The sequence below is a fragment of the Pseudoalteromonas sp. APC 3355 genome, assembly GCF_030407615.1.
GTDB lineage: Bacteria > Pseudomonadota > Gammaproteobacteria > Enterobacterales > Alteromonadaceae > Pseudoalteromonas > Pseudoalteromonas distincta.
The window spans coordinates 464,013-489,849 of record NZ_JASDDB010000002.1 but is presented as its reverse complement, the minus strand read 5'-3'; the positions used below and the strand labels follow the sequence as shown (position 1 = coordinate 489,849).

The 25,837-nt window shown below is 38.4% G+C and carries 19 protein-coding genes; 8 read left to right on the top strand and 11 right to left on the bottom strand.

Going from position 1 to position 25,837, the window contains the following annotated elements:
* The first annotated feature begins 152 nt into the window (after window positions 1-152).
* Entirely contained in the window at window positions 153-2,072 is a 1,920-nt protein-coding gene (locus QMA08_RS05415) for a methyl-accepting chemotaxis protein (RefSeq protein WP_182715997.1), read from the top strand.
* 94 nt (window positions 2,073-2,166) lie between these two features.
* Here the strand turns inward: QMA08_RS05415 and QMA08_RS05410 are convergent, their stop codons facing one another.
* Window positions 2,167-2,496 carry a GIY-YIG nuclease family protein gene (locus QMA08_RS05410; protein ID WP_024594786.1) on the bottom strand — a complete coding sequence of 110 codons (330 nt, stop codon included), beginning with the start codon at window positions 2,494-2,496 and terminating at the stop codon, window positions 2,167-2,169.
* A 107-nt stretch (window positions 2,497-2,603) separates the two neighbouring features.
* Between QMA08_RS05410 and bamE the strand changes: the two genes are divergently transcribed.
* Window positions 2,604-2,963 (top strand): outer membrane protein assembly factor BamE, encoded by a 360-nt coding sequence (gene bamE, locus QMA08_RS05405; protein WP_004335706.1) that lies wholly within the window; start codon window positions 2,604-2,606, stop codon window positions 2,961-2,963.
* Window positions 2,964-3,095: 132 nt separating this feature from the next.
* On the opposite strand, the gene QMA08_RS05400 is transcribed toward bamE, so the two are convergent.
* Both QMA08_RS05400 and QMA08_RS05395 read right to left on the bottom strand, forming a co-directional pair.
* Window positions 3,096-3,419 carry an RnfH family protein gene (locus QMA08_RS05400; RefSeq protein ID WP_138488725.1) on the bottom strand — a complete coding sequence of 108 codons (324 nt, stop codon included), beginning with the start codon at window positions 3,417-3,419 and terminating at the stop codon, window positions 3,096-3,098.
* Entirely contained in the window at window positions 3,416-3,856 is a 441-nt protein-coding gene (locus QMA08_RS05395) for a type II toxin-antitoxin system RatA family toxin (RefSeq protein WP_182715998.1), read from the bottom strand. The genes QMA08_RS05400 and QMA08_RS05395 overlap by 4 nt, the downstream gene beginning before the upstream one ends.
* Before the next feature lie 146 nt (window positions 3,857-4,002).
* On the opposite strand from QMA08_RS05395, the gene smpB reads away from it, so the two are divergent.
* Window positions 4,003-4,482: an SsrA-binding protein SmpB gene (gene smpB, locus QMA08_RS05390; RefSeq protein ID WP_004335699.1), complete on the top strand. Its 480-nt coding sequence runs from the start codon at window positions 4,003-4,005 to the stop codon at window positions 4,480-4,482.
* Window positions 4,483-4,909: 427 nt separating this feature from the next.
* Window positions 4,910-7,501, top strand: a complete 2,592-nt coding sequence (locus tag QMA08_RS05385) for a TonB-dependent receptor (protein ID WP_290173848.1) — start codon at window positions 4,910-4,912, stop codon at window positions 7,499-7,501.
* Window positions 7,502-7,589: 88 nt separating this feature from the next.
* On the opposite strand, the gene QMA08_RS05380 is transcribed toward QMA08_RS05385, so the two are convergent.
* The 6 genes from QMA08_RS05380 to QMA08_RS05355 all read right to left on the bottom strand — a co-directional run bounded on the left by QMA08_RS05380 (window position 7,590) and on the right by QMA08_RS05355 (window position 16,783).
* Entirely contained in the window at window positions 7,590-8,195 is a 606-nt protein-coding gene (locus QMA08_RS05380; protein ID WP_007378637.1) for a peroxiredoxin C, read from the bottom strand.
* 362 nt (window positions 8,196-8,557) lie between these two features.
* Window positions 8,558-9,271 carry a fatty acid metabolism transcriptional regulator FadR gene (gene fadR / locus QMA08_RS05375; RefSeq protein ID WP_004335692.1) on the bottom strand — a complete coding sequence of 238 codons (714 nt, stop codon included), beginning with the start codon at window positions 9,269-9,271 and terminating at the stop codon, window positions 8,558-8,560.
* Window positions 9,272-9,714: 443 nt separating this feature from the next.
* The gene (locus QMA08_RS05370; protein WP_356782611.1) at window positions 9,715-12,981 is read right to left on the bottom strand and encodes a hypothetical protein; all 3,267 of its coding nucleotides are present in this window, start codon (window positions 12,979-12,981) and stop codon (window positions 9,715-9,717) included.
* A 12-nt stretch (window positions 12,982-12,993) separates the two neighbouring features.
* The gene (locus QMA08_RS05365) at window positions 12,994-13,326 is read right to left on the bottom strand and encodes a hypothetical protein (protein ID WP_182798219.1); all 333 of its coding nucleotides are present in this window, start codon (window positions 13,324-13,326) and stop codon (window positions 12,994-12,996) included.
* Window positions 13,327-13,670: 344 nt separating this feature from the next.
* The gene (locus QMA08_RS05360; RefSeq protein WP_290173845.1) at window positions 13,671-16,457 is read right to left on the bottom strand and encodes a hypothetical protein; all 2,787 of its coding nucleotides are present in this window, start codon (window positions 16,455-16,457) and stop codon (window positions 13,671-13,673) included.
* 5 nt (window positions 16,458-16,462) lie between these two features.
* A complete protein-coding gene (locus QMA08_RS05355; RefSeq protein WP_290173844.1) occupies window positions 16,463-16,783 on the bottom strand; it encodes a hypothetical protein in 321 nt (106 codons plus the stop codon).
* A 631-nt stretch (window positions 16,784-17,414) separates the two neighbouring features.
* Between QMA08_RS05355 and QMA08_RS05350 the strand changes: the two genes are divergently transcribed.
* Genes QMA08_RS05350 through QMA08_RS05335 form a run of 4 tightly spaced genes read left to right on the top strand, consistent with a single transcriptional unit; the run spans window position 17,415 to window position 22,297 of the window.
* Window positions 17,415-18,011: a hypothetical protein gene (locus QMA08_RS05350; RefSeq protein WP_139015384.1), complete on the top strand. Its 597-nt coding sequence runs from the start codon at window positions 17,415-17,417 to the stop codon at window positions 18,009-18,011.
* 5 nt (window positions 18,012-18,016) lie between these two features.
* Window positions 18,017-19,996, top strand: a complete 1,980-nt coding sequence (locus QMA08_RS05345; protein WP_290173843.1) for a hypothetical protein — start codon at window positions 18,017-18,019, stop codon at window positions 19,994-19,996.
* Window positions 19,990-20,940: an ATP-binding protein gene (locus QMA08_RS05340; RefSeq protein ID WP_290173841.1), complete on the top strand. Its 951-nt coding sequence runs from the start codon at window positions 19,990-19,992 to the stop codon at window positions 20,938-20,940. Before QMA08_RS05345 ends, QMA08_RS05340 begins: the two co-directional genes overlap by 7 nt.
* Window positions 20,933-22,297 (top strand): TniQ family protein, encoded by a 1,365-nt coding sequence (locus tag QMA08_RS05335; RefSeq protein WP_182752698.1) that lies wholly within the window; start codon window positions 20,933-20,935, stop codon window positions 22,295-22,297. Before QMA08_RS05340 ends, QMA08_RS05335 begins: the two co-directional genes overlap by 8 nt.
* 44 nt (window positions 22,298-22,341) lie before the next feature.
* On the opposite strand, the gene QMA08_RS05330 is transcribed toward QMA08_RS05335, so the two are convergent.
* Both QMA08_RS05330 and QMA08_RS05325 read right to left on the bottom strand, forming a co-directional pair.
* The gene (locus QMA08_RS05330; protein ID WP_109874289.1) at window positions 22,342-24,531 is read right to left on the bottom strand and encodes a DEAD/DEAH box helicase; all 2,190 of its coding nucleotides are present in this window, start codon (window positions 24,529-24,531) and stop codon (window positions 22,342-22,344) included.
* Entirely contained in the window at window positions 24,528-25,835 is a 1,308-nt protein-coding gene (locus QMA08_RS05325; protein WP_290173838.1) for an ATP-binding protein, read from the bottom strand. The genes QMA08_RS05330 and QMA08_RS05325 overlap by 4 nt, the downstream gene beginning before the upstream one ends.
* Between the last annotated feature and the right edge of the window lie 2 nt (window positions 25,836-25,837).

Genomic DNA, 25,837 nt, shown 5'->3' with positions numbered 1-25,837 from the left:
ATATGCTTTGCTTATGGGCTTTTTTATGCATATTCATAAAAATTTAACCATAACACGCTACCTTCTATTCATTTCACAGTAGGCAATATCTAGCTCTAAATAAATAATGTGCTAGTATAGTCCTCTACTCAGTTGTAAAATTAATTAATATCATGACGATACAAAACCTTTCTATTACTCAAAAAATCACAGCTTTAGGCAGTGTTATTGCTATATGCGTAGCGGCACTGATTGGCTTGACCTCTTTATACAGCTCTAAAGACATAATTGAGCAACGTATGATCGAGTCAGAGCTACCTAGTAAACTGCAAACAATCAGTAATCATATAGGCGGTGAAATTAATGAGTTACTTGGTGCTGCTCAGCAACTATCATCAAACGAATTTGTTTTACAGTGGGCTCAGTCTAGTAATCAAGACGACACCTTATTATTAAAAGAATTAAATCGTGTTGCCCAGCAATACGATTTAGCAACAGCATCTTGGGCAAATAGAGACACTGCACAGTACTGGAACCAGAATGGGTTTTTGCGTGTGTTAAAAAATGATGCAGCCGATGGCTGGTTCTTTGCTTTTAAGCAATCAAAACAACCTTATTCTATCAGTATTTATCAAGAGTCAGCCAATGATGTGAAAATGTTTGTAAACCATCAGCAAGCTAATGGTACTGGTTTAGCAGGTCTTGCAAAAAGCATCACTGATATGCAAAAGCTATTACAGCAATTTAAAATTGAGCAAACAGGTTTTGTATTTATTGCAGATAAAAATGGATTAATTCAACTTCATAAAGATGCCAATAAAGTAGCAAAAGCAAATATTGACGATTTATATACTGCAAATATTCACAGCCAACTATTTAATAGTAATGGCTTTGCACTAGAAGAAATTAACTTAAATGGCGAACCTACTCTTATAGCTGCAACCCCAATTAAAAACACTGACTTATATGTTGTAGCTCAAGTACCAAAAAGTGAAGTATTCGCAAGTGTAAACACCCTACAATGGCAAATATTTACTTTTACAGTAATCACCGCGTTAGTTGCTAGCTTGATTAGTTACTTACTTGCTCGCTCTCTTTCATCTCCACTTTCTAAAATGGCTGAGTTATTTTCACGCTTAGGCTCTGGCGATGCAAACTTAGCGTACCGCTTACCAGAATCAAGCCAACCAGAGCTCAACAATCTAAGTAATGGCTTTAACCAGTTTATAAATAAAATAGAAACAGCGATTACTCAAGTTGCCAGTGAAAGCCACGATATTCGCCAAAGTTCTGATCATGTATTTGAACAGGCAAAACGAAACTCGCAAGCAATTGATAATCAAAAAGAGCAAACAATATCTGTCGCAGCAGCTATCAACGAAATGGGCGCTACAGTGCAAGAAATAGCACAAAGCGCAGCGAATACAGCTAAGTTAACCGATAACAGCCGTGAGAACACCATTCAAAGCCACAAACAAGTATTACAAAGCCAGGCAACTATCTCAGCCCTAGCTAGCGATATTGATGGCATAACAGAGCAAGTTACTTTGCTTTCTAAAAAAACGGTTGATATAGCAAGTATTGTGGATTCAATTAGAGGGATATCGGATCAGACTAATCTACTTGCTTTAAACGCGGCAATTGAATCTGCTCGCGCAGGTGAGCACGGCCGAGGCTTTGCTGTTGTTGCTGATGAAGTACGCGCTCTGGCAAACCGTACATCGCAATCAACCACCGAAATTCAATCTATGATTGAAGAGCTTACAAGAATATCTGATGATGTAGTTAACGATATTAGCCAATCAAAAGATAAAGCGCAGCAAAGCGTTGGAGCCATGCAAAGCTCAGTAGAATTACTCGATGCGATAGCCGAAACAGCTAATCAAATAAACGATATGGCTACGCTTATTGCAACTGCAACTGAGCAGCAAAGTAATGTGGTTGCTGATGTAGGTCGTAACATAGAGCAAATAAGTGAAATTAGCGATAAAGCAATGAGCGAGCAAATCAATACAGAGCAAGCTATTCGTGACTTGGCAAACAGCGCTCAAACACTCGATGCACTTGTCGCTACCTTTGAAAAACATCGCTAAGCAGCTATAACTGCTATATTTCCTTTGTGAGCAAAAGCTATATTAAAAGCTAGCTTTTGCCCACAGCGAATACGGTTTAATCTAAATAAATTAACTAAATGATTTTAGTGTCGCCGGTATTAAATGCTAAAACGTATGCTTCTTTTTTGGCTCTAGGGAGCTTTTTTAATTGATACTCAAGTTTACTTGCTTCACTTTTATTACCAACTTGTTGTTGATGAATAAGTAAAAGCGGCCCTTTCCCTCTAAGGTTTTTGGCCCCTTTGCCGGCTTGATGAGTTGCAAAGCGTTTTTCAACATTAGTTGTGATCCCTGTGTACCAATGACCAAATCGTGTCTCAACTATATATAAAAACCAAGTAGACTCCGTTTTTAAAATATTCGTTTCGATGTGCTGTAAACTTTTTTCATTATTTATGGTCAAAACATTACCTTAACGCCCTTAACATAAAACAATTGCTTAAAAGGGTTTTACCTTCAGTGACTAATCGGTATCATGCAGATTATAAAAAATAAGGATCACAACTAACAATGCAGTCGTTAAAAACTTTTTCTCTTTGGCTTATCGTTGCTTTAACACTTAGCTCAGCAGCAGGTTGCTCTAGCTGGGTATACCGAATTAACATCCCACAAGGCAACTTTTTAGAGCAATCGGATGTTGAAAAACTTCGTGTAAATATGACTCGAGAGCAAGTTGTTTACGTATTAGGCAGACCTATTGCCGAAGACGCCTTTGATAACAATACTTGGCGTTATATTTACAGCTTCAATAAAGGCCGTAAAAACGAGCAAAATAAAGAGTTAGTAATTAACTTTGAAAATGAAAAGTTAGTTTCAATTTCAGGTGATTATGACCAACCTGAAAACTTTACTACACCGCTCGAGCAATAAATTTCTCAAGTGGTAAAAAAAGGTGAGCATGGCTCACCTTTTTTATTGGTTTATTTAAAAGCTTTTACCATTTTAAACAACGTCAGCGTGTGATTTAATCCGTTAAATTTTCCACGTTTATATCGATTTTCGTTACTTTTCGAGTGGGCGGCCACCCGTTATTTTATTTGCACGCCCTTCTTCTTTAGCTTTTTCTGCACGCTTTCTACGCGCATCTTTAGGATCTGCAATTAATGGACGATATATTTCTATACGGTCACCGTCTTTTAACTCATAGTTAGCTTTTACAGTTCGATTCCACACACCTAAAGTTAGCGATGTAGCATCTATCTCAGGGCACTTTTGTATAATACCTGACTGAATAACAGCTTGCTCGACTGTAGTCCCTAGTGGCACTTCAATTGATAAACACGTGGCCGTGGTTGGTAATGCAAATACCACCTCAACATTAATCATGCTCTCGCTCCATAAACCTGTTTTGCACGTTGAGTAAATGCACTCACCATATTTTTTGCAACATCGTTAAAAATCTTACCAAAGGCAAGCTCTATTAACTTACTTGAAAATTCAAACTCTAGTTGCAAGTGAACTTTACATGCTTTGGCGTCAAGCTCTTGAAAGTGCCAACGTCCTTTTAACATCTTAAATGGTCCATCAACAAGGCTTAGTAACACTGTTTGCTCATCAACAAAGGTGTTTTCGGTGGTAAACCACTTTTTTATACCCGCCTTGGATATTTCTAAACTCGCGGTCATGTTATTATCATGCTGTGAAACAATTTTTGAGTCTGAGCAATTTGGTAAAAACTGCGAATAAGCTTCTACATCATTAACTAGATCAAACATCTCTTTAGTGCTGTACATAACCAGCGCACTTTTTTCTATTTGTGGCATACTCACTCCCAACTGTGTGGGCGAATTTTAGCAAGCTTTGCGCGTTTCCCCAAATTTTCATGCTGCTTAAATTAAAGCTTAATTTTTAAAAGCATTATTAAAAAATCGATGTAAAACATCTCACATTACGTATATTATAGGGCACTATGGCTAAGAAAAATTCATCAAAATCGACAAGTAATACCATCGCGCTAAACAAAAAAGCGCGACATGAGTATTTTTTACACGATAAGTTTGAAGCAGGTGTTGAACTACAAGGCTGGGAAGTAAAAAGTATCCGAGCAGGTAAGGTAAACATCACCGAAACTTATATTCATCTTAAAAATGGCGAAGCATTTTTGCTTGGCGCGCAAATCCAGCCACTTAATAGTGCATCAACCCATGTAATTTGCGATCCGTTGCGTTATCGTAAGTTACTATTAAGCAGACGCGAACTTGACCGTCTACTCGGTGCAACAGAGCGAGATGGCTATTCATTAATAGCTACAGCTATGTACTGGAAAAAATGTTGGGTAAAACTTGAATTTCATCTAGCAAAAGGTAAAAAGTTGCACGATAAACGTGACGACGGGAAAAATAAAGATTGGTCTCGCGAAAAAGAACGTTTAATGAAACACAAAGTATAAGCACAACGCCTAACTAACAAGTTAGGCGTTTTTTTTATTAAAAAAAACAACTATTATTTGTTTTATTAATATACAACAAGATTACTATTCATTCAGAATATACATGTAAATAATTTATTACAATTTTATTGTGAATTAATTAATTTAATTATTACTCGCATTTAGGCTGTATTTGTTATTTCCAAAATAAAGCATATTCGCCTATTTCAACCTTCTTCAGCGCATAACATCTGTTTTAAAATCATCCAAAAACACACAAAAAACCATACTAAAATCACATTTCAGTCTAATTGCTAACACTTAAGTTACATGATATTAATGTCGTCGCTTGTTATATCAATCCGCTTAAATATGGGATTTATTTAACAGTTTAAAAAGGATTGGTATAGAGCAACTAAATTTATAACATATCAACAAGGACTTAAGGATGAAGCAATCAATTGCATTTACACCTAGCTTAATTGCAGGTGCTACAATCGCACTTTCAGCAGGTTTTACAACAACAACTTACGCTGCTGAAGAAGCTAAAAAAGTAGAGCGCATTGAAGTAACTGGCTCACGAATCAAACGTTCAGATATCGAAGGACCTTCTCCGGTTCAATCAATCGCAAGAGCTGATATTGAGAACATGGGTTATGACAACCTACAACAACTCCTCGAAAGAATGCCTGTCGCGGGTAGCGGTACTTTCTCAACACGTGGTAACAACCAAGATTCAACTGCAAATGGGTCTGCTGCTGTTAGTTTACGTGGCTTAGGTGCTGATGCTACGCTCGTACTCATCAATGGCCGTCGTGTATCTATTAGTGCATTTGCCGAAGGTATCACAAACTCATTTGTAGATATTAACAGTATCCCAGTTTCTGCCATTGAGCGAATCGATATACTAAAAGATGGTGCTTCAGCTATCTACGGCTCAGACGCAGTGGCGGGTGTTGTAAACGTTATCTTGAAAAAAGACATTGACGGTGTTGAAGTTAATTTGGGCTACGGTGGTACTGATGGTCCCAATTATGAAGAAACAACAGCAAGTTTAGTATGGGGTACTACTAGCGAGAAAAGTAGCGCGTCAGTTATTATCGATTACTTCAAAAATACATCTCTTTCTTCTGATGAAATGGGCAGCTTAGGTACAGCAAATCAATCACCTTATGGTGGTGAAGATTTTCGCTCATCTCGTGGCTTCCCTGGATATTTTTATGTAGACGGTGTTAAAACAATTGATCCGGCTTGTCCTGCTGAAAATGCAACTTCAAGCGGCAGTTGTTTATTTGATTACGGCCCTTACGGTTATATCGCACCAGCGTCTGAACGCGTGGGTGCTATTTCTCAATTTGAATATAACTTTGATAATGGCATTACGGGCTTTTTAGAAATGGCAGTACAGCACAATACGTCTGTTGCGGCCGGAGCCCCTACTCCACTTGATGAAGATGCAGGCTTAACTGTCCCAGCTAGCCACCCTAACAATCCATTTGGTGAAGACATTCAAATTGGTCGTTACCGTACAGTTGATGCTGGCGCACGCCAATGGGATATTGAATCAGATACTCTTCGCTTTGTTGCAGGGCTTAGAGGTGAGTTTAATGACTGGAGCTGGGAAACCGCTGTACAAAAAGGCCGAAGTAAATCTTTGCAAACAGGTGATAGAACACAAGGTTGGGTGCGTACTGATTTCTTACAACAAGAAATTGATGCAGGAAACTACAATCCATTTGGTGGCACATACAACGACCCTGCTGTAATTGATCGTATTACAACAAGCTTAGTGCGTCGTGGTGAGTCTCACATGACTTCCTTTGATGCAAACATTACAGGTGAAGCATTTAGTTTTGGCGATGATGTAGTAATGATGGCTGCAGGTATTGAGTACCGTGAAGAAGACGTTAATGACATTCCAGATGATCAATTTCAACGTGGTTTAATATTTGGCACAGAGTCTGTATCTGCATCTGCAGATCGTGAACAATACGCAGCCTATGTCGAGTTTTCTATCCCTCTTGCTGATAATTTAGAGCTACAACTTGCTGGCCGTTACGATGACTACAGTGACTTCGGTACAACAACAAACCCTAAAGTAGCTCTTCGCTGGGCGCCTACTAATGAAATCACAGTGCGTGGCTCTTGGGCACAAGGCTTTAGAGCGCCTTCTTTGGCACAAGTTGGTTTAGGTCCATCTCAAGAAAGCCAATTCTTTGTAGATACATACCGATGTGAAGCAACGGGCCTTGATTGTGATGCACTTGATTACAACATTGAATTTGCTGGTAACCCTGACCTTGAAGCTGAAGAATCAGAATCATGGAATGTCGGCTTTATTTGGGCGCCTTCTGCTGAGTTTGGTTTAAGTGTCGATGTGTGGAGCATCACTCAAGATAACAAAATTGATGAGCAAGAGTTTGGTCCAATTTATAACTCTGAGTGTAATAACCAAGATAGTACTGTATGTGTGCGCTTAACACCTACAGGTGGCGATAGCTTAGGAACAATTCAAAAAATTTACAGCACATTTGAAAACGTTTCTTCGCAAGAAGTATCTGGGGTCGATGTTTCAGCTAACTACAATCACTCACTTGATGACTTAGGTTTATTGAAATTTAATTTAGAATGGGCATACCAAGATAAATTTGAAAAAGATGGCCGCGATTACACCGGTGAGTATGGCTATCCAGAGCACCGCTGGATTTTCTCTACAAACTGGGAAATTGGCGAGTTTAATACAAACGTAAACATCAGTTATGTAGGTGAGTTTGAAGATACCCCAGATATTGATTTTGACGGTAATTTAGACTTTGATAGCAATACATCACGTATGGTTGATTCGCAAACATTGGTAGATTTACAAACATCTTATCGTGTTACTGACTCAACTAAAGTATCGCTAGGTGTAAATAACTTATTTGATGAAGAGCCACCATTTGCAATTGGTGATGGCGACGCTGATCTATACGGTTATGCTTCAGGTGTACACAATCCTAGAGGCCGATACTTCTATACTAAAGTTAGCTTCTCGTTTTAACTTTGCGAGCTTATTTTAAAGTGAGCTAACGCTACAAATAAAAAAACCGCCAATTGGCGGTTTTTTTTATTTAAAACTAAGGGCTAAATTATAGCTCGCCTTCGTTTTCAGATAAGAACTTAGCAACGCCTTCAGGGCTTGCGTCCATACCTTTTTTACCTTCAGTCCAACCAGCAGGACATACTTCACCGTGCTCAGTGTGGAACGCTAGCGCGTCAACCATGCGAAGCATTTCGTCGATGTTACGACCTAGTGGTAAATCGTTCACTACTTGGTGACGTACGTTACCTTCTTCATCAATTAAGAAAGAACCACGGAACGCAACACCCGCTTCTGGATGCTCAACGTCATATGCTTTACAAATTTCGTGTTTAACGTCTGCAACTAGTGCGTATTGAACTTTACCAATACCGCCGTCTGCAACAGCAGTGTTACGCCATGCGTTATGTGAGAATTGTGAATCGATAGAAACACCAATTACTTCTACGCCACGCTTTTGAAACTCTTCAAAACGCTTATCAAATGCAATAAGTTCAGAAGGACATACAAACGTGAAATCTAGTGGGTAAAAGAAGATAACTGCTTTTTTACCTTTAATTGTTTCATGAAGGTTATAGCTATCTACAATTTCACCGTTACCAAGAACAGCTGCAGCGGTAAAGTCTGGTGCCTGGCGGCCTACTAATACACCCATTTTATTCTCCAAATATTTTGAGTTTGTTTTCAATTGCTTTCGCAATGCTGGTACTTATATGGGCGCTAAAAATTAAAAACCAATAGCGCATACATATAATTAATTGGCATTCTAAAGTTATTCACTGCAAAAGAACAATCGCATTTAACGATGTGAGCAATCGAAAATAACGAACACTTGCAACTTGCACTAATATGCTTAAATAATAGGTCTATTTTAAAGGGTAAGTTGCGTTGTAACTAAGTAGAAATTTTAAAAATATCGAAGTGGTTTATACATTAAACTTTTTAGAATTTCATATACGGTGGCGCTAAATTTTATAGATATAAAAAAACCTGCAAATGCAGGTTTCTCGCTTAGACTTAGTCCATTATATCTGAGGGCATATCACCACGGATTTTTTGCCAAATCTCACCTGTTTGATGACCGTATTTACGCATCATCGAAATAGCACCATCATGCTCTTTATTTTCTGCCAAAATGGTTAAATCTTTATAAAACTGACGAGCAAGTTCACGAGTTCCGGCATCAGAGAAGTAATGACAACCAATCTTTGAATAAAAGCCTCTAAAACCATTAAGTATTAATACATAAATACGGTTATTACCCGCAACGGCTAATTCGTGATGCACTTTATAATCATAGTCGGCAAATGCTTGAGCGGTGTCTTCTAGCTCATGGCTTTGTGATAAAATTTCAATTACGCGTTCAGGATTTAACTTAATTGCAGCACGTGTATAAATAGCACTAATATTAGTACGTGCAGATAAAAGCTGATCTGTCAGCTCTGGCATCTTGTCTTCATCTAAGCGCGCTAATGTTTCAAGAATGTTTAAGCCAGACGTTTCCCAAAAGTTATTTACTTTTGTAGGTTTACCATGCTGAATTGTTAGCCAACCATCACGCGCTAAACGCTGTAGTACTTCTCTCAAGGTTGTTCTTGTAACACCAATTAACTCTGAAAGTTCTCGCTCGGCAGGTAAAATTGAACCTGGAGGGAAATCGCCGTTCCAAATGGACTCAACTATATATTCTTCAGCAAATCCTGCTGGGCTTTTCGCTTTAAAAATTCTCATCCAGTTCCCACTCGAATTAATCAACACTCATCGTTTTATACGAATAACTGACTGATTGTACCAGACGAAGCACAACTAACAAGTAAAGTAATATATATTAATAAAGTGATCATACATATCAAAGGTGAGATTGTTGCACAGCGTGAGATTTTTGGCTTGGTAAAAAGATCAGAATTGGCTTTTAATTGAACGCACAGTCCATATATATAAAAATTATAATCACACGTATATCAAGGGCAGCTATGTGTAAATACCTAACGTCAGCTGAGTGCCATAAGGAGTCACTCAGCTACACATTTATACAACTAATAGAACTAAAATAGCGGACGTTCAACTAATTCGTTTTGGATAAAAGTGCATCAGTGCAATGGTACTAATGCAATCAGCAAAGTTTAAAAAAGTATTTTGACTCTATGATATAGATAAATCTTTAGTCAGCGAGTTTAGTTCTCTTCCTGCATCGTAGTGTTTTTCTGGCAAGAGGCCAAAGCTTCATTACATGCATCAAAATCCAAAAAGTGTCCCGACGCAAAATTTGAAGCAAGCACCGATATCAACTGAACGTATTTGCGTACTCGGCTAGGCGTATCGATAATACTGTAAATCAACTTCGCGAATCTTTGCTCAGCTGTAACACCTGGAACTACCCTCATAGCTGAGCGACAACAAGAATTAAAAACGTGTTCAGCATAACCATCATAACATGGGTTGCTCGCTCTTCCTCCCGCGAGAATAGCTCCATCAATATACGCTACGGCTGTCACATTTCTCACTATAGCTGTTAAGAAGCTCAAAGGAGCCCCTGCTGCATCAATCGTTTCACCATACTTTTCCATGAATTTAAACACTAAGAATGTGTCATCTGGGTCTAGCGAGCGACTTAGCTCTATTATATCAATATATAAAATTGAAATAGGCATGCCTGTAAACAAGTTTAACTTGATACTTCTTTTTCTCTCCTCTATCGACAAAGAGTTTAGTAGTTTAAATACCAATGTGTTCACATTCGCTACAGGGAAGCCTGAGCTAGATAAAAGCTCAGACATCAAATGATCAACACTAAACAGAGGAACATGATTAGCAGAAGAAAGTTGATACGTCGAATAAACAGACTTATCGATCATATCCCTAATCTGCACTAAGATATCAGGAGTGTCGATTGGTTTGAGGTTTTCTACTTTCGCATATTCAAGTATGGTCTGTAAGCCCTCAATTAACCCCGATGTATCTCTTCTTATCTCATCTGCTGTAATCCTATAAAGTCCACTATCCGACACCCCCATAGACATATAATCATCTCTAAGTACATCTTTCAGCCAAGACTCTATAACTTTCTTAGTATGTTGGCATATAACAACTTCTACACCTAGCTTACCGAAGTTAGAAGAACCCCCTATTAGTGAAATATAAACCGCTGTGTAAACGTCAATAATTACTTTAGCTGGTGTTTCTTCACCTTTACTAAACAGCCCCATATATTTTGTCGAGCTTGGCGAAGTAAGGTGTGATAAAGCTCCTCTGACAGGATTGCTTGGATCTGTGTATTTACCTCGCATTGTCAAAGGCACGTTTGGGTTTTGTAATGCTTCTACTTGTCGTTTCTCTTCGGAAGAATATCGCCTCATTATATTTTCAAAATAGGGAATCCATTCATTTCTGTTTGAGGGTAAAGAAAACTTCCTAAATATATCCGTACCATCGAAACTACTGCTACGAATTGTTGCTGCTAACCTAAAGGCAGCGACGTAGGGCGAAAGGCGCTGAATTACCGAGATTTCACCTTCGGAATCGCCTACCTGCAAATCCTCTAAAACTTTTCCTAAAGGGGATTCTACGTCTAATAAGTCAGGATGCTTTATATCGACATCATGAACTAGGATTCGAGTGAAAGTGTCAAAACCATCAGAGTATGTAACTCCATCTCCACATTTTTTTGGTAAATATGGATTATCACCGACTTGAGGCTGAGCGCATAAAACATTAGCATGAATCTGAGTAAGTGGAACCGCTACTTGATGTGGGTTCTGCACAAACCAATCAACTAGCACTCTTTCAGAAAGATTTACGTCTATATGAGTTGCTATTTCGTTAACCAATGCAACTTTTGATTCATGGTACGATTCAAATATTTCTTCTGGAATTTCAAGCACAATACCTTTGAGTTCCTCTATCCTCAACCCCTCAGTCCTCGATACATGAAGCAACAATTGCCACACATACGGATTAGTTGGTGAGATATAGATTGCAGCTCTAGCCGATTGAATTGATAACCGATACTCTCCCAAGCGAGCATACACTTGTGCTTCCCTTAAACAAATTGAGAAAGTTCTATCCTCTCCCTCCAAATGCTTAATTTTATTTAAAAACAAGTCAAATTTTTCACTTGTATATAAAGCACTCAAATAACATTCAAAAATAGGAGATACCCAAGCCTCATCGTCTAGAAATGGTTCAAGATAGTTGACTGCGTTCAGGGGCAGCTCGAGTTCTAGAAACTTCTCACACAACCGTAATACAGCATAAGGGTTTATGCGATAAAACTTATCAGAGTCAATATTTATAAAATTTCTGGCTCTTTTATTCAATAGTTGAACTTGTTTTATATCATTAACTGGACAAACAGAAGCTCTCAAGTATAAGTCGAAGAATAAGTTAATGTAATCATCCCCAGTACGGACTTCTCCACCACTCTCCACCCACTTGTTTAAAGTATTAGCCTTTATTTGGTTATTCTCTAGGGCAAAACCTAAACGAGCACACTGTTCTAAATCCAATGAATTAGAAGCAAGTTCAAACTTAGCATCTTCAACGTTGCCTCCATTTGAAAGTTCTTCAATGAAGTCAGCAAGCATTGAGTCCATTTTTCGGATTTTATCAACATACTTCTTAGCAACATCATACAGACGACAATCTAATAAAAAGGTCAAATTGAGTAAATTTGTCAACGTTGCGATATATCTAACGTCATCTTTTTCTGCGATTTCGAACAATAATTGGACCACAAGTCTATCAGCATCAGACTTAGCTTGTTTGTTTAGCGATACGTAGTGCTTACTTTGATTCTGCTGAACAAGAAAACAACTTTCGGTATAGAGCTGGAGAGCTTTCGAATTTGCTGATGAAAAATAACTATCTAACTGTCGAGCTAACTCAAAAGCAAACACATAATCTTCTACTCTAAGGGCTCCACGAACTAAGCCCGTTAGTTCCTGTTCTGACAAATCATATGCCTTTGCATTTCGGTAGTATGACTCTAACTCTTCTTTAGATGCGAGGAGCTCTAAATACACTTCCGTAATGTAGAAACTAATGTTTTTTGAGTCTAAATATCTTTCTCTTGCTAAATTTTTAGATGTTCGTGACTCTAAATCAATAAGTATCGAAGTAACGACCTCCCTAACATTACTAGGAAGATCGTTAAATTTTAACAATGTTAGGAGGTCGTTCTTAGATGGTGCCTCAGAGCCTCTAACTAATTCAGCTTTAATACTTAAAGCTGTTAGAAGTAAATGGACATCTCGATCCAAAGCACTTATTCCCTTGAGAACTTCAAGCTTCTCTGTGGCTTTTTCCAGTTCTCGGTAACAAACATCACGCATTATGTTATCTATTACACTGCTGAGATCTCTTGCTTGAACACTACGAATTATGTTTTCGTATTTGTTACCAGCCACATTATCGCCTGGGCCGCTATGCTCTTGATTTACCATCACAATACCTACCTATTTATGGTAAACTGATTTGTTTCCAACAATATTGTCGCCTGAGCCACTATGGTTCTGAGTCAATGAGCCAATCGCAGTGTTTTGCTCCGGCTTAATTAGTTTTAAGATCTTTTGTAACTCGCCTGACTCACTTAACTTACGCTCAATTACATGTTCACCATAATCCTGTAGCTCAAGAGCATTCACTTTCTCTGTTAGTTTTTCCAACAATTCATCATCAATAAGCCACCCTTGTAGCTTTTCCTTCAAAAAGTCAGATGATATCGCTACGCTATTTTTAAAACCATCATATAAAATACCTGATAGGAAAGTATTTGTTAGAAAGTCCATATCCACCTCTTAAATTAATATCATACTGAATTATAATAAATTTTCTATCCATTATGCGCATGAGGAAAAAGTCAGTCAATTACTAGTTTAGTGGAAATGGGAGTAAAGCTATTTTAACTTTGAAAGTGGCAAAGGCGAGTTATATACATAACCCGTCTCTGGACAAATATGAGTTAGAGTCAACGGGCGGCTATGTGTCACAACTGGCGTTCAAGTTTAACTCGTTTTTAATCCGAAACGAATTGGTAGTGGAACAGTGTAATCAGTAACTTTGAATACTTGTGAGCAAAAAATGTATTTTTAGCTAAAACATTTCCCCTAAATCACAGGCACTACCCTAAAAATCAACAACCTACTTTTTTACTATGTTGCTCTATTATCGACTCTGCATCTGCTTGATAGCCGTCAGCTAATTCTCGAAGAGTTCTCGCAAATCGGTGAAAGCCTAACAGTTCTATTTCATCAGATTTAGTGCGATATTTTTGCGCTAATTCCAATTCGGGCTTTCCTTCTGGGTCAACCCAGTGAACACCACGCGAATTTCTTATCGCTTCCTTATAACCAATACGCACCTCTTCCAATTCCCGCCTATTCAAAATCTCGGCAAGTTCAGGAAGTATCCAATTTTCGTCATTTGAAGGGCTAAAAATTAATACTCTGCCAATTATTTGAAAAGCTATTTCTAAATGCCCTGATTCTTCACATTCTGTTTGAACTAAATTAAACCAGTCATTAAACGCATCGACATCAAATTTACCCTCTGCATCAACACCCGGTACCTTAGTCCACTCATCGAGTAGATAGTATGAGTTTGTGGCTATATTTCGTTCACTTTCAGACAGTTTGTTCTTTTCCTGTTGAAATTTTGACCGGTAAGCATATCGAATGATTTCACAAAAGAAACTTGGTTCATTTGCGAGTTTTTTCTCTAAGACTTGAGGCTGCAATGAGTCATTAGCCCCCCTATTAATTATAGGTAAGTATGCCCATTCAATTTTCACCAAATCGTCATCAGAAACAGTGTCATCATTTTGAAGATAATTAACAAGTTCGTTAAATGAGTGAATATCAAACCGATTTACGTCTTCTGTAGTTTTAATAGATTGCAATAACGCGACTGCAACTACATTGCTATCAACTACCTTATCGCTATGAAGGATGCGAGATAAACAGTCAATTGCTGACACTGGACGGTCTACTTTAATTAAGCAATCTATTGCAAAATATATTTCTTCTGTTGAACCACAATGGTATGCGTTAACAACTGTATTTTTCCAATACTCGTAAGGGAAGTCATCAAATGAAGTATTTAACGTATCCCATATTTCCTTTTTAAACGGTAGTAAAAGAAAAAACTCAACTTTTTCTTGAGCATTCCAGCTATCAACAGCTGCCAACACCCATGAACTTCCCTCCTTGTATTTCTTGGCCCATACATAACCAGAAGCAAGAGAACGTTCCTCTTTAACTTCACTAAGAATAAGATTTTTTAGTGTATCAATAGGTATTTCTAGATTTTCTGAAACTAGGGTATTGCCGACAACCTCTGGCCTTTCAACACACCCTGAAAACTCTAAAACGCCGTCAATACCGTTAGCTGTGTATATCTCAGATATTGACCGACCTCGTTCTTGTGCCAACCTTTCTTCTTGGGCTCTCCAGTCCCCAAGATCATCAAATAAGTCATAACTTCTTTGACCAAAAAGTCGTTTGCTATAAAGCATGGGATTTTCTGGTTTCAAGGCTATAGAAGCATCTTTAATCTTTTCATTTTGTTCAGGTTGCATTGCCCATTGAGCATCTGAGAATTTTTTGTGCTTGTTATAGACCTCTAAGCATTTTTCCCACAACTCTAACTTTAATTCATCACTATCTGGGTTTCTGGAAAATTCAGATAACAATTCAATAGCATCATCGAATTTAGACGGTAATAAATTGTCAATATTTTCAACTAGATCAACAAGCCTTAATGACGATTTACTTGCCAATTCGATTGTTAGTTGGCTATATGCTTCAATCTGAGCTCGATACTCACCATTTGATGGCTCTTTGTTAAAGTCGTCGGGAATAAAATTCCTAAACGTTGGTATATGTGTTCCAGAGGTTGTTCTCGTATTATTGGGTAGCAACTGAACTAAAACTCGCCATGCTGTATTGGGGTACTCCCTTTCCAACGCTTTAAAAGCAGCAATACGCCTGTCAATATCGGCTGTAGTATGCGGAAGCCATGGTAACAATATGCCGATGATTGAATTAAGCGGTCTGTTAGCCCAGTTACCACCCGGATCATGGCTATCTAGTTCCCCTAAAATTACTAAAGAGCGAGATAAATACTCGGGTGCCCAAGCCAACCCTTCGATAGCCCATAATAGTCCTGTTAAATAATTCCGACCTGAAATCCCACCGACTCCTTCTTGCGCAAAAAGTGAATCAAACGGCTTGTCTTGATGAGATACAGCCCTTTCTACTTCGTCGATAAAATGATCAGGAGCACTTTCTGCAAGCATAATTTGAATGTCTTGCGTACTAGCCCATAATTGCCAATTAGAGTCAGACAGCACGTCTTTAACCACACTTGAGGCACAGTATTGCCCTTTGTATTTTGAGCAGTTGGTAAGCAACTCTTGTTTTGTTGAGATTAACGCCAGACCTTCGGATAGCCCTTTCCTTATTAATCGACTGTGTGGTAAAACCTTCCCATAAATTGCTGCCGCATAACGCTCTTCAGGTGCCAGTTCAAACTGTGGGTCGATAGTTTTAAAAACGGATGTAGCAATCGCCTGAAATGAATCCAAATGATTATCGAACAATCTTGAAGATACCGCTTGTAATGCTTGTATTCTATCTTTAAAACTCCAAGAGCCTTGCTCATGAATCAAGGGACTATCTTGCATCCCTTCAATTGTTCTTAACTTTTTTATCCAACTTTCATACGGTTCATCAATAAGGCTTTTAATTACCTCAATATCACCTTCATTTTTTTCATCCCAGCAACCAACTAAAACAGCAACTGCCAACTCAGCTGCTAAGTCAACATTGTCAATTTTATAAATAGTTAAGTTACCAGCGACATTATGACCAGTTCCAGTATGATTTTGACTAACTGAACTACCACTATCCGAGTTACTCATAGAGACTACCTAGTAATTTTACTTCCACCAACGTTGTCACCAATACCACTATGGTTTTGCATAATTACAGTAGTATTGTTGGGTTTTATAGATGAAAGTATTTGTTGAATTTCACCACTTTCCAATAGTTTTCTTTCAATCGCTTTTTCGCTCATTTCATCGTTTAAAGACAATTTTTCAATTTCTTCCGCCAATGCCGGAGCCACAGCCTCATCAATAACCCAATCTTTTAACTTTTCTTTTATTGAAGTTGCAGTAATCGAAACTTGGTGTTTGAGCATGTCATAAACAAAGCCAGAAAGTATTGCTGAAGATAGAAACTCCATAAGATTTTGTCCTTAATATTAATAAGTTATTAATAGAGCAAGATGCATCTTAAATCAAAGAAGGTTATTTCACCAAGTATATTTATGTCTGATAATGAGATAGTTCGACTGTCTGTTAATCGCTCAAAGCTGACCTATAGAGTATTTACGTTAACTCGTTTTGGGGCAAATACGAGTTAGACGATAGCCGGCTTTGCAGAATAAAACTAATTACATAAAGTTATCGTGACCGTCTCTTCATCACTCACAGCCGAACTTCGCAAAGGTACTAGAAGTGGAAATGTTAATACTGTAGATACCTATATTCGAATACAACAAGTTTCTCAAAAAAATTATCAACATCAAAAATTTCTCATCATTTAGACTAGTTAGCTGATTTATCAAAGAAAGTGCTTATTCATCTTTGTTTACTGCTTGGTTATATTATTTAAAGCATTGTTTTATTTGATTTTATTTCATACCAACGAAATCCATCTGGAAATTATCTGCTATGATCGTTAATGAAGATTGAGTGCAATACGGAAATTAAACAGATTAACTTAGCTAGTCTCAAGTATGCATCTTCAAATGATGACTTGCTCATCAATCACAAGGAATGACGCAGCTATAAACAGGATGTTTGGAGAATTTTATGCAACAGCGAACACTTCGTAGGATCAGGCGAGATAGGCCCGTAGACTACTTTTACAGTTTAAAGAACAATTGCCATGTTTGGGTTGAATCAACATTAGAGCTAGACTTTTTGTATTGGCTCGAATTTGACGAACGAGTGTCTGCCTATACAACCCAACCAGAGAGTGCGGATACACCAGCAGGTCGCTATACGCCCGATGTATTAGTTGAGCTTCAAAATGGTTCTAGTATTTACTTTGACCCGCATCCATACAAGTACGTGCATTCTAAAACTTTTATAAACAAGTTTACTGAAAAGGCGCAGTATATTGAGCGCTTAACTGGGCGCCCTGTTCGTATTGTCACTGAAAAGGATTTAAACCCAATTACTATTGGCAACTTTAAAACACTTTACCCCTACCTAAGAACAGAACCGAGCGAAGTTCATAAATTATTACCTTTAGTTAATTCATTCCCAACTACTTTTGGTGATTTGAGGAAACAAGCTGAATCTATTGGCATTAGCCCATTTGTTCCTTTTGCTCTACTCGCTCACTCACACATCGGGTTTGACAATACTGTAAAGCTTTCTGACAGCACTCAATTGAGAAATTAAGCTCGATGAATATACTTCCTTATTCTCAACTATTAGATGATAAAGATCGTAAATTCGATATCTTGCTTTGCGATCAATTAAACGTAGTTACTAGAGATATTAAAACCAAGGAGCTGCAAACTTTTACTCGTAATGAGTTTGCATTTGCCTTAAAAACTTATTTGATACCAGTTACCCCTAATTCACCTCATTCAGCATTAGATCCATTCCAAAAACTAATAAAAGAAAAGCAAGCACCTTACCTTTCTTTAATGAAAAAGATTTTTGAAGAAGAAAACGCACATATGACCACGTTATCAATTTATAAACGAGTTATAGCTGAAGTGGAAGAGCAGCAAACAATAAATAGCAAACCAGGGACAGTTGTTAAGGTAAAGCATCCAAGCCAATCAAGCTTATCAAGGTGGTGGAAGAGGTTTAAAGACGCTGGGTTTAGTCATATTGACTCTCTCCCAAAACGAAAGTCTAAGAGAAATACAACAGACTCTCGCTCTGAACAAATCATGTGGGAGGGTTACGAAAAGTTCATGATGGGAAAAATAACTCCAAGTATTGCTGTAGGACATGCAAAGTATGAGAATTGGGTCAACGAGATGAATGACCCTACCATTACCATCGTAAGTAGAGAAAAATTTAGAAAGCACCATCACAGCTTCAACGATCTAGACCGTGCCGAAGCTTCGGGCAACAGAGCTGAAGTCAATAAGCTAATGAGAACATACAAAACTCGCATCAAAACGGATCGAGTACTTACGCGTATAGAAGCAGATAGATTAGCGCTTAATCTTCGCCTAATTGATGATACTACTGGAGAAGTTACTGGAAAAGTCGCTTTATATATTGCCATTGATTGTCATTCTCGCTACCCGATTGCAGTCACTGTGGAGTTTGGTGAAGCCGAAAAGGCTATCGGTGGCGTTAACTTACTTCGCAATATTGTTATACCCGCGAGTGAACAACTCGATGCATTTGGCATACCTATCAGAATAATTTGCGATAATGGTCCGGGGTTCAATAATGAAACATTTGCAAAAACAGCTGAATCATTGAAGTGTGAACTGATTTACGCGCCAAGCAATCAGCCCTACAAAAAACCTTTTGTAGAATCATTTAATAAAACGATCCGAAGTGAGTTTTTAGAAAGCGCTGAGCTTAAAGTTGGCAATAAAATCGTGCATGGCGTGCCTGGATACAAAGGTAAGCGTTATGAAGGGAAAAACACTAACAGGAACCCTACAGATGAAACGCTAAAACAAGCTGCCGCCATGACGGTAGATAGCTTCGTTCAGAATCTCCACGATTTTTTAGTGCATTATGTAAATCAGCCACACAATGAACTCAATGGCAAAACTCCCCAGGAAGTATGGGAAGCCTCTTGCCTAGAGTACCCATTGATTCCGTGCCACTATGAACATCTAAAAACCAGTTTCCATGTTTTTCAGGGGGAGACTACCTTAAACGAGACTGGTAAATTCAGATTCAACAAACAGGACTTTTATGGTGAAGAGGTTCAAAACCTATATTGGCAGCTTAAAACCGGCAAAGCTTCAGGGAAAAACCCTAAAGTATCGGTATTGCATGATACACAAGATTGCAGGGCTGTAACCCTTGCGGTCACATTGCCTGGCGACACTCATGTTACAAAAATCATTGCTTACAACATCGATTTGGTTGATGAACAGGTGGCAATTTCATTTGAGGTCGCCAACATGAATCACAGTACACCTATTCGTCGCTCAATATATTGTGGCGAAGCTGAGCTTATAAAACGTAAACGTCGAAAAATACGTAATGGCAAGCAAACGCAAAATATGGAGCAAAACTTAATAGATGATCGATCTACTAAAGATATCATTAAGCAATCTAATAGCTCTCCCCATGAACGCCAATCTAAACGCACAGATCCGTTACTAGGTACGGATCTCTCACAAGAGAATCAGGATGACTCTCACTTCAGAAACAAGGAAGGTTATGAAAAATGGTAAGCACTACTCTTAATACATCACCAAGTTCGTTATATGTACCGCAAAGTGGCACATTCCATTGCCATTCGTCTACAACGGAAGCATGGGAATACATTAGCAAGATTCATCAGAATAGAAACTACTCAGGCTTATTGACGGGGGTTTCTGGTGTTGGCAAATCATATTTGGCTAAGACGTATACCCAACAATTCCCTCAATCTGAGTTAGATGAAAAAAATATTATTCCAGTGCTTTACGTTAAGTTAGGTGCAACATCAACTCCAACTGACTTGCTTCACCAAATTTTAATGGCTTTAGGGTGCACTGTAATGAACAGCAAAGAAAGGCCTTATACTGCACTTGAACGTTTGTTACATCTACTCAATGAACAAAGTGTTGAGCTTATTATTATTGATGAGGTTCAAGAGTGCTTACCTGATACAGACGGTATCAGAGCTCAGCAAATGGCAAAACAATTTGCAGGTCTAGTAGACAAAGCTAGCATCCCTGTAATTTTAATGGGAACGCCATTGGCTAAAAGAATTATCGAACTCGCCTACAAAGGTGGAGATAAAGAAGAGCAATTAAGCCGTCGTTTTCTAGCCCCACATCAACTTAGTCCCTGTCCAAGCCAGTGCCTAGCTTGGATAAACATGGTTAATTTTTATCAACTTAAATATGGCTTTAATAGGCTAACGGCTCAGTCACATAAAGACTTACTCAACCGCATTTATATTGCAACAAATGGCATGCATGGGCTCCTTAATAAGCTTTATGCACAGATGTTACCCGCTGATTACAAGAATACAGCTCAGTACATAAGAGCATTTGAAGAAGCGTATAAATTTGCTATCAGAAATAGCGAAGACAACCCGTTTAATGCTGACATGATTAATGCACAGCAAACTGAACGAAATATTGAAGATTTAGATCGCAAGTTAAAGGAAACGTTCACACATGGCTAGGTTACCAATTCGAGTTAGGCCTTTCGTTGGAGAAAGCCAGGCTGGCTACATTCTTCGTCTTGCAATGCGAAATGGTTTTATGAAACCAGAAGACATTGTTAATAAGAAAGTATTTAACTTAGCAATTCGCAATAATCTAAAAAAAGCTGATATCAACAATATCAGCTCACTCATACAACGCCCTATTTCATTTTCAGAAACGGAGGGGAGCCCTTTTCCAAAAGTCTGTTCCAGTGCTCGAATTCTCCACGCTAGAGCATGTCTAAAATGCTTGAATGAAAACCCTATTCATAGAGATAATTGGCAAGACCCAAGATATACGCACTGTGCAAAGCACCAGGTCATGCTTATTGATGTATGCCCTCACTGCGAACACGAACTGGAATTTAACGCAAGTTTACTTCAAGGGTATTGCAGCAATGAATATTGTGGAAGAAAACTTCTTCAGCTTTCGGTGGATGAAAAGATTAAAAGGCTCACAACCGGTAATATAGAAGACTGTATTATTGCAGGTTTGTACGTTCTTGAAATTTCAGAGCTTAAAAGAAAAGCCTATTTTAATTATAAAGACATACCAAAAATCCTAACCGCAGGAATTGACTTGTTAACTAATAATGAAGCATTAGTGCATTGGCTAGCAAAAATATCTAGCAAAGGGCTGCCAGCTGGTTATCCTAAAAACTTGGCATATCCTGAGCTTTATTCCTTATCATGTCATATACACAGAGATTGGAACTTGATAAAGCGCGCTCAAATCGATAGTAGAAAACCTTCTCTCCAGCTTACTTCCACTAGCAAACCTTTGGAAATAAGGATACTCGCATCTTGTCTTGGGCTAAACGCAGCTGATTTAAAGCCTCTGTGGTACAAAAAAATTCTACGATTCAGCAATACAAACCGCTATCAAGTCGATGGTTTAATTGATGCCAAGCACTTAATCGAAGAGCTGATAACTAAATCAACCCCTGAAGTCATAAATGAAGTCGATTTCATGGAAGCTACAAAATTTGTCGAGCAATACTTGATGGAAAAATCAGATCTCTTATTAGCAATATTTTTGAAGGATTTGCCATTTTACTATCAAGGTAACAGCAGCCTCCTTGATTCAATTTACTTTAGCCGCGATGAGTTGATAAAAGTAGGCGAACGTCATTTGGAATCGTCTAAAGCCAGAACAGTCAGTATTGATACATGTGCAAAAATTGCCAAAATATCACCCAACACCATCAAAAATGCAATTAGTAGCGGATTAATCAAATCCTCTGACTGGAAAGCAGATAACTCAACTTTAAAGCTAATTGAACTGAAGAAGTGGCAGGAGCTTCATAATAACAGACAACTCAACCTCCCTCTGTGAAGAGGGGGGTGCATTGTTTTACAAATAATCTAAGATCTGCTGTCTTAGAGTAATTCTTTAACTAATACCTGTGCTTTCTCAACATCAAAAGTTCTTGCAGCATACCCTTGTGCAAGAATTTCTTGAGGTAAATACTCATCAAACTTATCTATAGTTTTTTCTGCAATAGCATCAGCTAAATCAATTGCTGATATGGTTTTATCATCTCGAAAGCTTTTAAGAGCCCCGATAACATGATCAATTAAGGTATTCTCAACTTCTATAATTCCTGCAAATGCACCCGCTCCAAACCCTTTGTGTATAAGTACTGCAACAAGTGTATTTACAACTTTATCACCGGCCCAAGGCAAAACAACGGCTGTATTGCCATGCTGTAAGAAATATGTACTTTCAAGTTTTGCAGTTTTAAAAAAGTCAGCCCCCTCTTTAAAAAGTGCTTGGGCAACTGCATCACCAAATTCAATTCTTTGTTCACCAACTTGAACTCTGTAGTCACTTTCTTTCAGAATTTTAAGCATTTCTTGTCTCACTACATCATGTACAGCCATCCCTGAACCACCAAATTTAGGTGGTTTCCCTCCTTTTGCATGCTGTACTGAAATCACTTTTTTGTCTGTATCGACTAGCTCAACCACCCAACGTTTACCCGCAAATACAATATGTTGGCCCTCTAAAATAAGGCTATCTACTGGTAATGTCCCTAGTGTTTTACTACCCGTTACAATTCTAAATTCTTCAGGAGTTTTAAAGACGGCATAAAACGTATAATGATTTGTTACTTTTTCACCCATAAAACCTAAAACCAGTTCACCACTTCCTAACTGGGTAATAAGATCTACCTTACCCATGTGAGATAGCAAATCTTTAAAATGAGTAACAGTAACTTGTTGGAATGGCCCGTCTTTACAAAGTAATACGTAGATTTGATCTGCTCTTATCCCCCCCCATTGCGCGATGAGAGCTAAAACCTGATGAAGTAATGTTGAAAAGTGATAGAGCGAAGTGTCTGCTGGTTCATACCATTTACTTGCAACCAATAACCGTATCATCGCTAACGATTGAACCAATTCAAGCCGCAGTTTATCTACAATACTCGATTTTTCTGTAAGGTCAGCCTCAGTTATTAGCATTCGCAAAATACTAGCGCCACCACGCCTACCTGAACGACCCATGCGCTGCCGTAAACTTGCAATAGAATGCGGCGCAGTAACTTGTACGACAGAGTTAACCTTGCCTATATCAATGCCTAACTCCAAAGTCATAGTACACACTGCTGTCGTGGGAATTTGATCTTGCTGAAGCCGAGCCTCAAGTGATTCTCGCATTTCTTTGGCTAATGAGCCGTGATGTGGAAAAAACTCGTTAGGCACAGTGTTGCTCTCACACATCTCTGCAAGAGTGGTCGCAATACTTTCGGTGCGACTTCTGCTATTTGCAAACACTAGGTGGTTTCCACCACGGCAAAGACCATATAAATCGTTACATACGGCTTGCTCCGCAGTAACCGTCTCATCTGCCACAACAGCGCTCTCAATATATCCCTTCACTTGCATTTTTAACGATGATGAAGACTGCGTTTGCTTTATTATTTTACAAGACAGTGATTTATTAGGTCTTAAAGATGCTGGGACACTTTCTAAGTTACCTAAAGTCGCACTTAAAGCCGTTCTGGGTATTGGTGAGTTTACACGGCCTACAAGGTGTTCTAAGCGGTGCAGTAAGCTCAACAAGTGATGGCCTCGCTCTGTGCCAATAAATGCGTGAAATTCGTCTATAACTATATGCTTTAAATTCTGAAAAGCAGACTTTACCCAGCCACTGTCTCTTATTAATAATGACTCTAGGGACTCTGGCGTTATTAACATAATGCCTGATGGATTTCGTTTCAGCTTATTTTTCCGACTTTGAGGACTATCACCATGCCAAGGTGTAACTTGTATGTTTAACAAATCTGACAAGCTTTCTAGCCTTCGGTCTTGATCGTTTATTAACGCCTTTAGTGGACTGATATATAAAATGCTTACACCACTTACTTCATCTGCGATACTACTTATTGCAGGTAAAAAAAATGCTTCGGTTTTACCTGCGGCAGTAGAGGCACTAATAAGCACATCAGTATTGCCTGATAGGATAGGCTCAATTGCTAAACATTGTATCTCTCTGAGCCGATCCCAGCCTTGTTTAAAAATCCACTGCTGAATACGAAAATCGAGCTTTTCGTGCGCGTCGATCATAACTTAAAATCAGCTAGTTCATCGTCTTCAGATTCAATATCTAATTCTAGATCGGAAGGTTTTTCCTCTGCTATATCAACATTTTCTATTAAGCTGCCCCACGAAATGTTTGGATTTTGATCAATCACGGCAAGCATATCTAAAAACGCTTTGATCGTATTTCTTGGCGTTCTGAAGTAAGCGTCTCCAATTGTTTTACTGCAATGGATTAAAAATGCTTTGAGGGACTCGTCAGGGACTAAATATAACGATTCATCGCCTGATGCAAAAACATGTCTAAGGTTTTTAAGTAATATAAATAACTCTTCTGGCGTTAAACTTGCCAAATGCAATGCTGGAGATGAGTAATCAATAACACCAGCTTGCTTTGCAAACGTATTGCCAGCTAAACGAGATTGCAGCGCCTCATAGCTATATAACCCTTTTCTTGGATCAAGTAAAAACTCGGGTGTACCACCGAGTAAAAACCCTAAGTACTCAGCCGATCCTTGTAAGCAATCGTTGAGTATTCTTAGAATTTGCTCGTAATTTGATAATCGTGCTTGGGTGCTATTGAGTTTGTATAAATTTACCATTTCATCGAGGTTAACTAATAACCCTTCGTAGCCAGCTTGCCTTACAAATAAACTCATAAGCTTTAGAGAGTCATAAAACGACACATCTGAGATAATACTTCTTATACCAAGATCTTTGCGAGCATCTGTTTTTGTTGCATATTCTGCTCTTAACCATTTTACAGCGTTGTTCTTAAGTTGCTCGTTATCTGTTTCATGGCCAGTCCAGTATGCTTCTATAACTTTTGCAAAGTCGTAGCCACCTACGAGTTCTGAGAGTGATGCAAGCTTTTCGTGGATCACTGTAGTTATTTCTTTGCTTGTATTATCTGCTTCTTTACGTGCTTCGGTAATAAATTTTTCAACCACACTGGTCAATGCATTGCCGTCAGGTTTATTACGAGTAGACATATTTCTCATTAACTCAGAATATAAGTTTCTGGCTTGTCCTGATGATGCATGAATACGACGGTCAGGAGATAGATCTGCATTAACAGTAACTAACTTGCGCTCTAATGCTATCGCTCTTACTACACTTAAAAAGAATGTTTTACCTGAGCCGTATTCGCCAATAATTAACCGAAAAGCAGAGCCGCCCTCTGTCACTCTGTCGATATCTTTAATGAGCGCTTTAAGCTCATTACCACGACCTACTTGTATATGCTGTATGCCGACTTTTGGGGTAACACCCGATTTAAGAGACTGTATAATTGCATCGCGCTCTTTTGATCTAATTTTTTTTGCTGCCATTG

What these genes read in the sequence shown, in the direction of transcription:
- fadR (WP_004335692.1), bottom strand. Translation starts at nt 9,271, where the DNA reads ATGAGAATTTTTAAAGCGAAAAGCCCAGCAGGATTTGCTGAAGAATAT.
- QMA08_RS05345 (WP_290173843.1), top strand. Translation starts at nt 18,017, where the DNA reads ATGAATATACTTCCTTATTCTCAACTATTAGATGATAAAGATCGTAAA.
- QMA08_RS05325 (WP_290173838.1), bottom strand. Translation starts at nt 25,835, where the DNA reads ATGGCAGCAAAAAAAATTAGATCAAAAGAGCGCGATGCAATTATACAG.
- QMA08_RS05370 (WP_356782611.1), bottom strand. Translation starts at nt 12,981, where the DNA reads ATGGTAAATCAAGAGCATAGCGGCCCAGGCGATAATGTGGCTGGTAAC.
- QMA08_RS05365 (WP_182798219.1), bottom strand. Translation starts at nt 13,326, where the DNA reads ATGGACTTTCTAACAAATACTTTCCTATCAGGTATTTTATATGATGGT.
- QMA08_RS05340 (WP_290173841.1), top strand. Translation starts at nt 19,990, where the DNA reads ATGGTAAGCACTACTCTTAATACATCACCAAGTTCGTTATATGTACCG.
- QMA08_RS05380 (WP_007378637.1), bottom strand. Translation starts at nt 8,195, where the DNA reads ATGGGTGTATTAGTAGGCCGCCAGGCACCAGACTTTACCGCTGCAGCT.
- QMA08_RS05350 (WP_139015384.1), top strand. Translation starts at nt 17,415, where the DNA reads ATGCAACAGCGAACACTTCGTAGGATCAGGCGAGATAGGCCCGTAGAC.
- bamE (WP_004335706.1), top strand. Translation starts at nt 2,604, where the DNA reads ATGCAGTCGTTAAAAACTTTTTCTCTTTGGCTTATCGTTGCTTTAACA.
- smpB (WP_004335699.1), top strand. Translation starts at nt 4,003, where the DNA reads ATGGCTAAGAAAAATTCATCAAAATCGACAAGTAATACCATCGCGCTA.
- QMA08_RS05395 (WP_182715998.1), bottom strand. Translation starts at nt 3,856, where the DNA reads ATGCCACAAATAGAAAAAAGTGCGCTGGTTATGTACAGCACTAAAGAG.
- QMA08_RS05335 (WP_182752698.1), top strand. Translation starts at nt 20,933, where the DNA reads ATGGCTAGGTTACCAATTCGAGTTAGGCCTTTCGTTGGAGAAAGCCAG.
- QMA08_RS05355 (WP_290173844.1), bottom strand. Translation starts at nt 16,783, where the DNA reads ATGGAGTTTCTATCTTCAGCAATACTTTCTGGCTTTGTTTATGACATG.
- QMA08_RS05415 (WP_182715997.1), top strand. Translation starts at nt 153, where the DNA reads ATGACGATACAAAACCTTTCTATTACTCAAAAAATCACAGCTTTAGGC.
- QMA08_RS05330 (WP_109874289.1), bottom strand. Translation starts at nt 24,531, where the DNA reads ATGATCGACGCGCACGAAAAGCTCGATTTTCGTATTCAGCAGTGGATT.
- QMA08_RS05385 (WP_290173848.1), top strand. Translation starts at nt 4,910, where the DNA reads ATGAAGCAATCAATTGCATTTACACCTAGCTTAATTGCAGGTGCTACA.
- QMA08_RS05360 (WP_290173845.1), bottom strand. Translation starts at nt 16,457, where the DNA reads ATGAGTAACTCGGATAGTGGTAGTTCAGTTAGTCAAAATCATACTGGA.
- QMA08_RS05400 (WP_138488725.1), bottom strand. Translation starts at nt 3,419, where the DNA reads ATGATTAATGTTGAGGTGGTATTTGCATTACCAACCACGGCCACGTGT.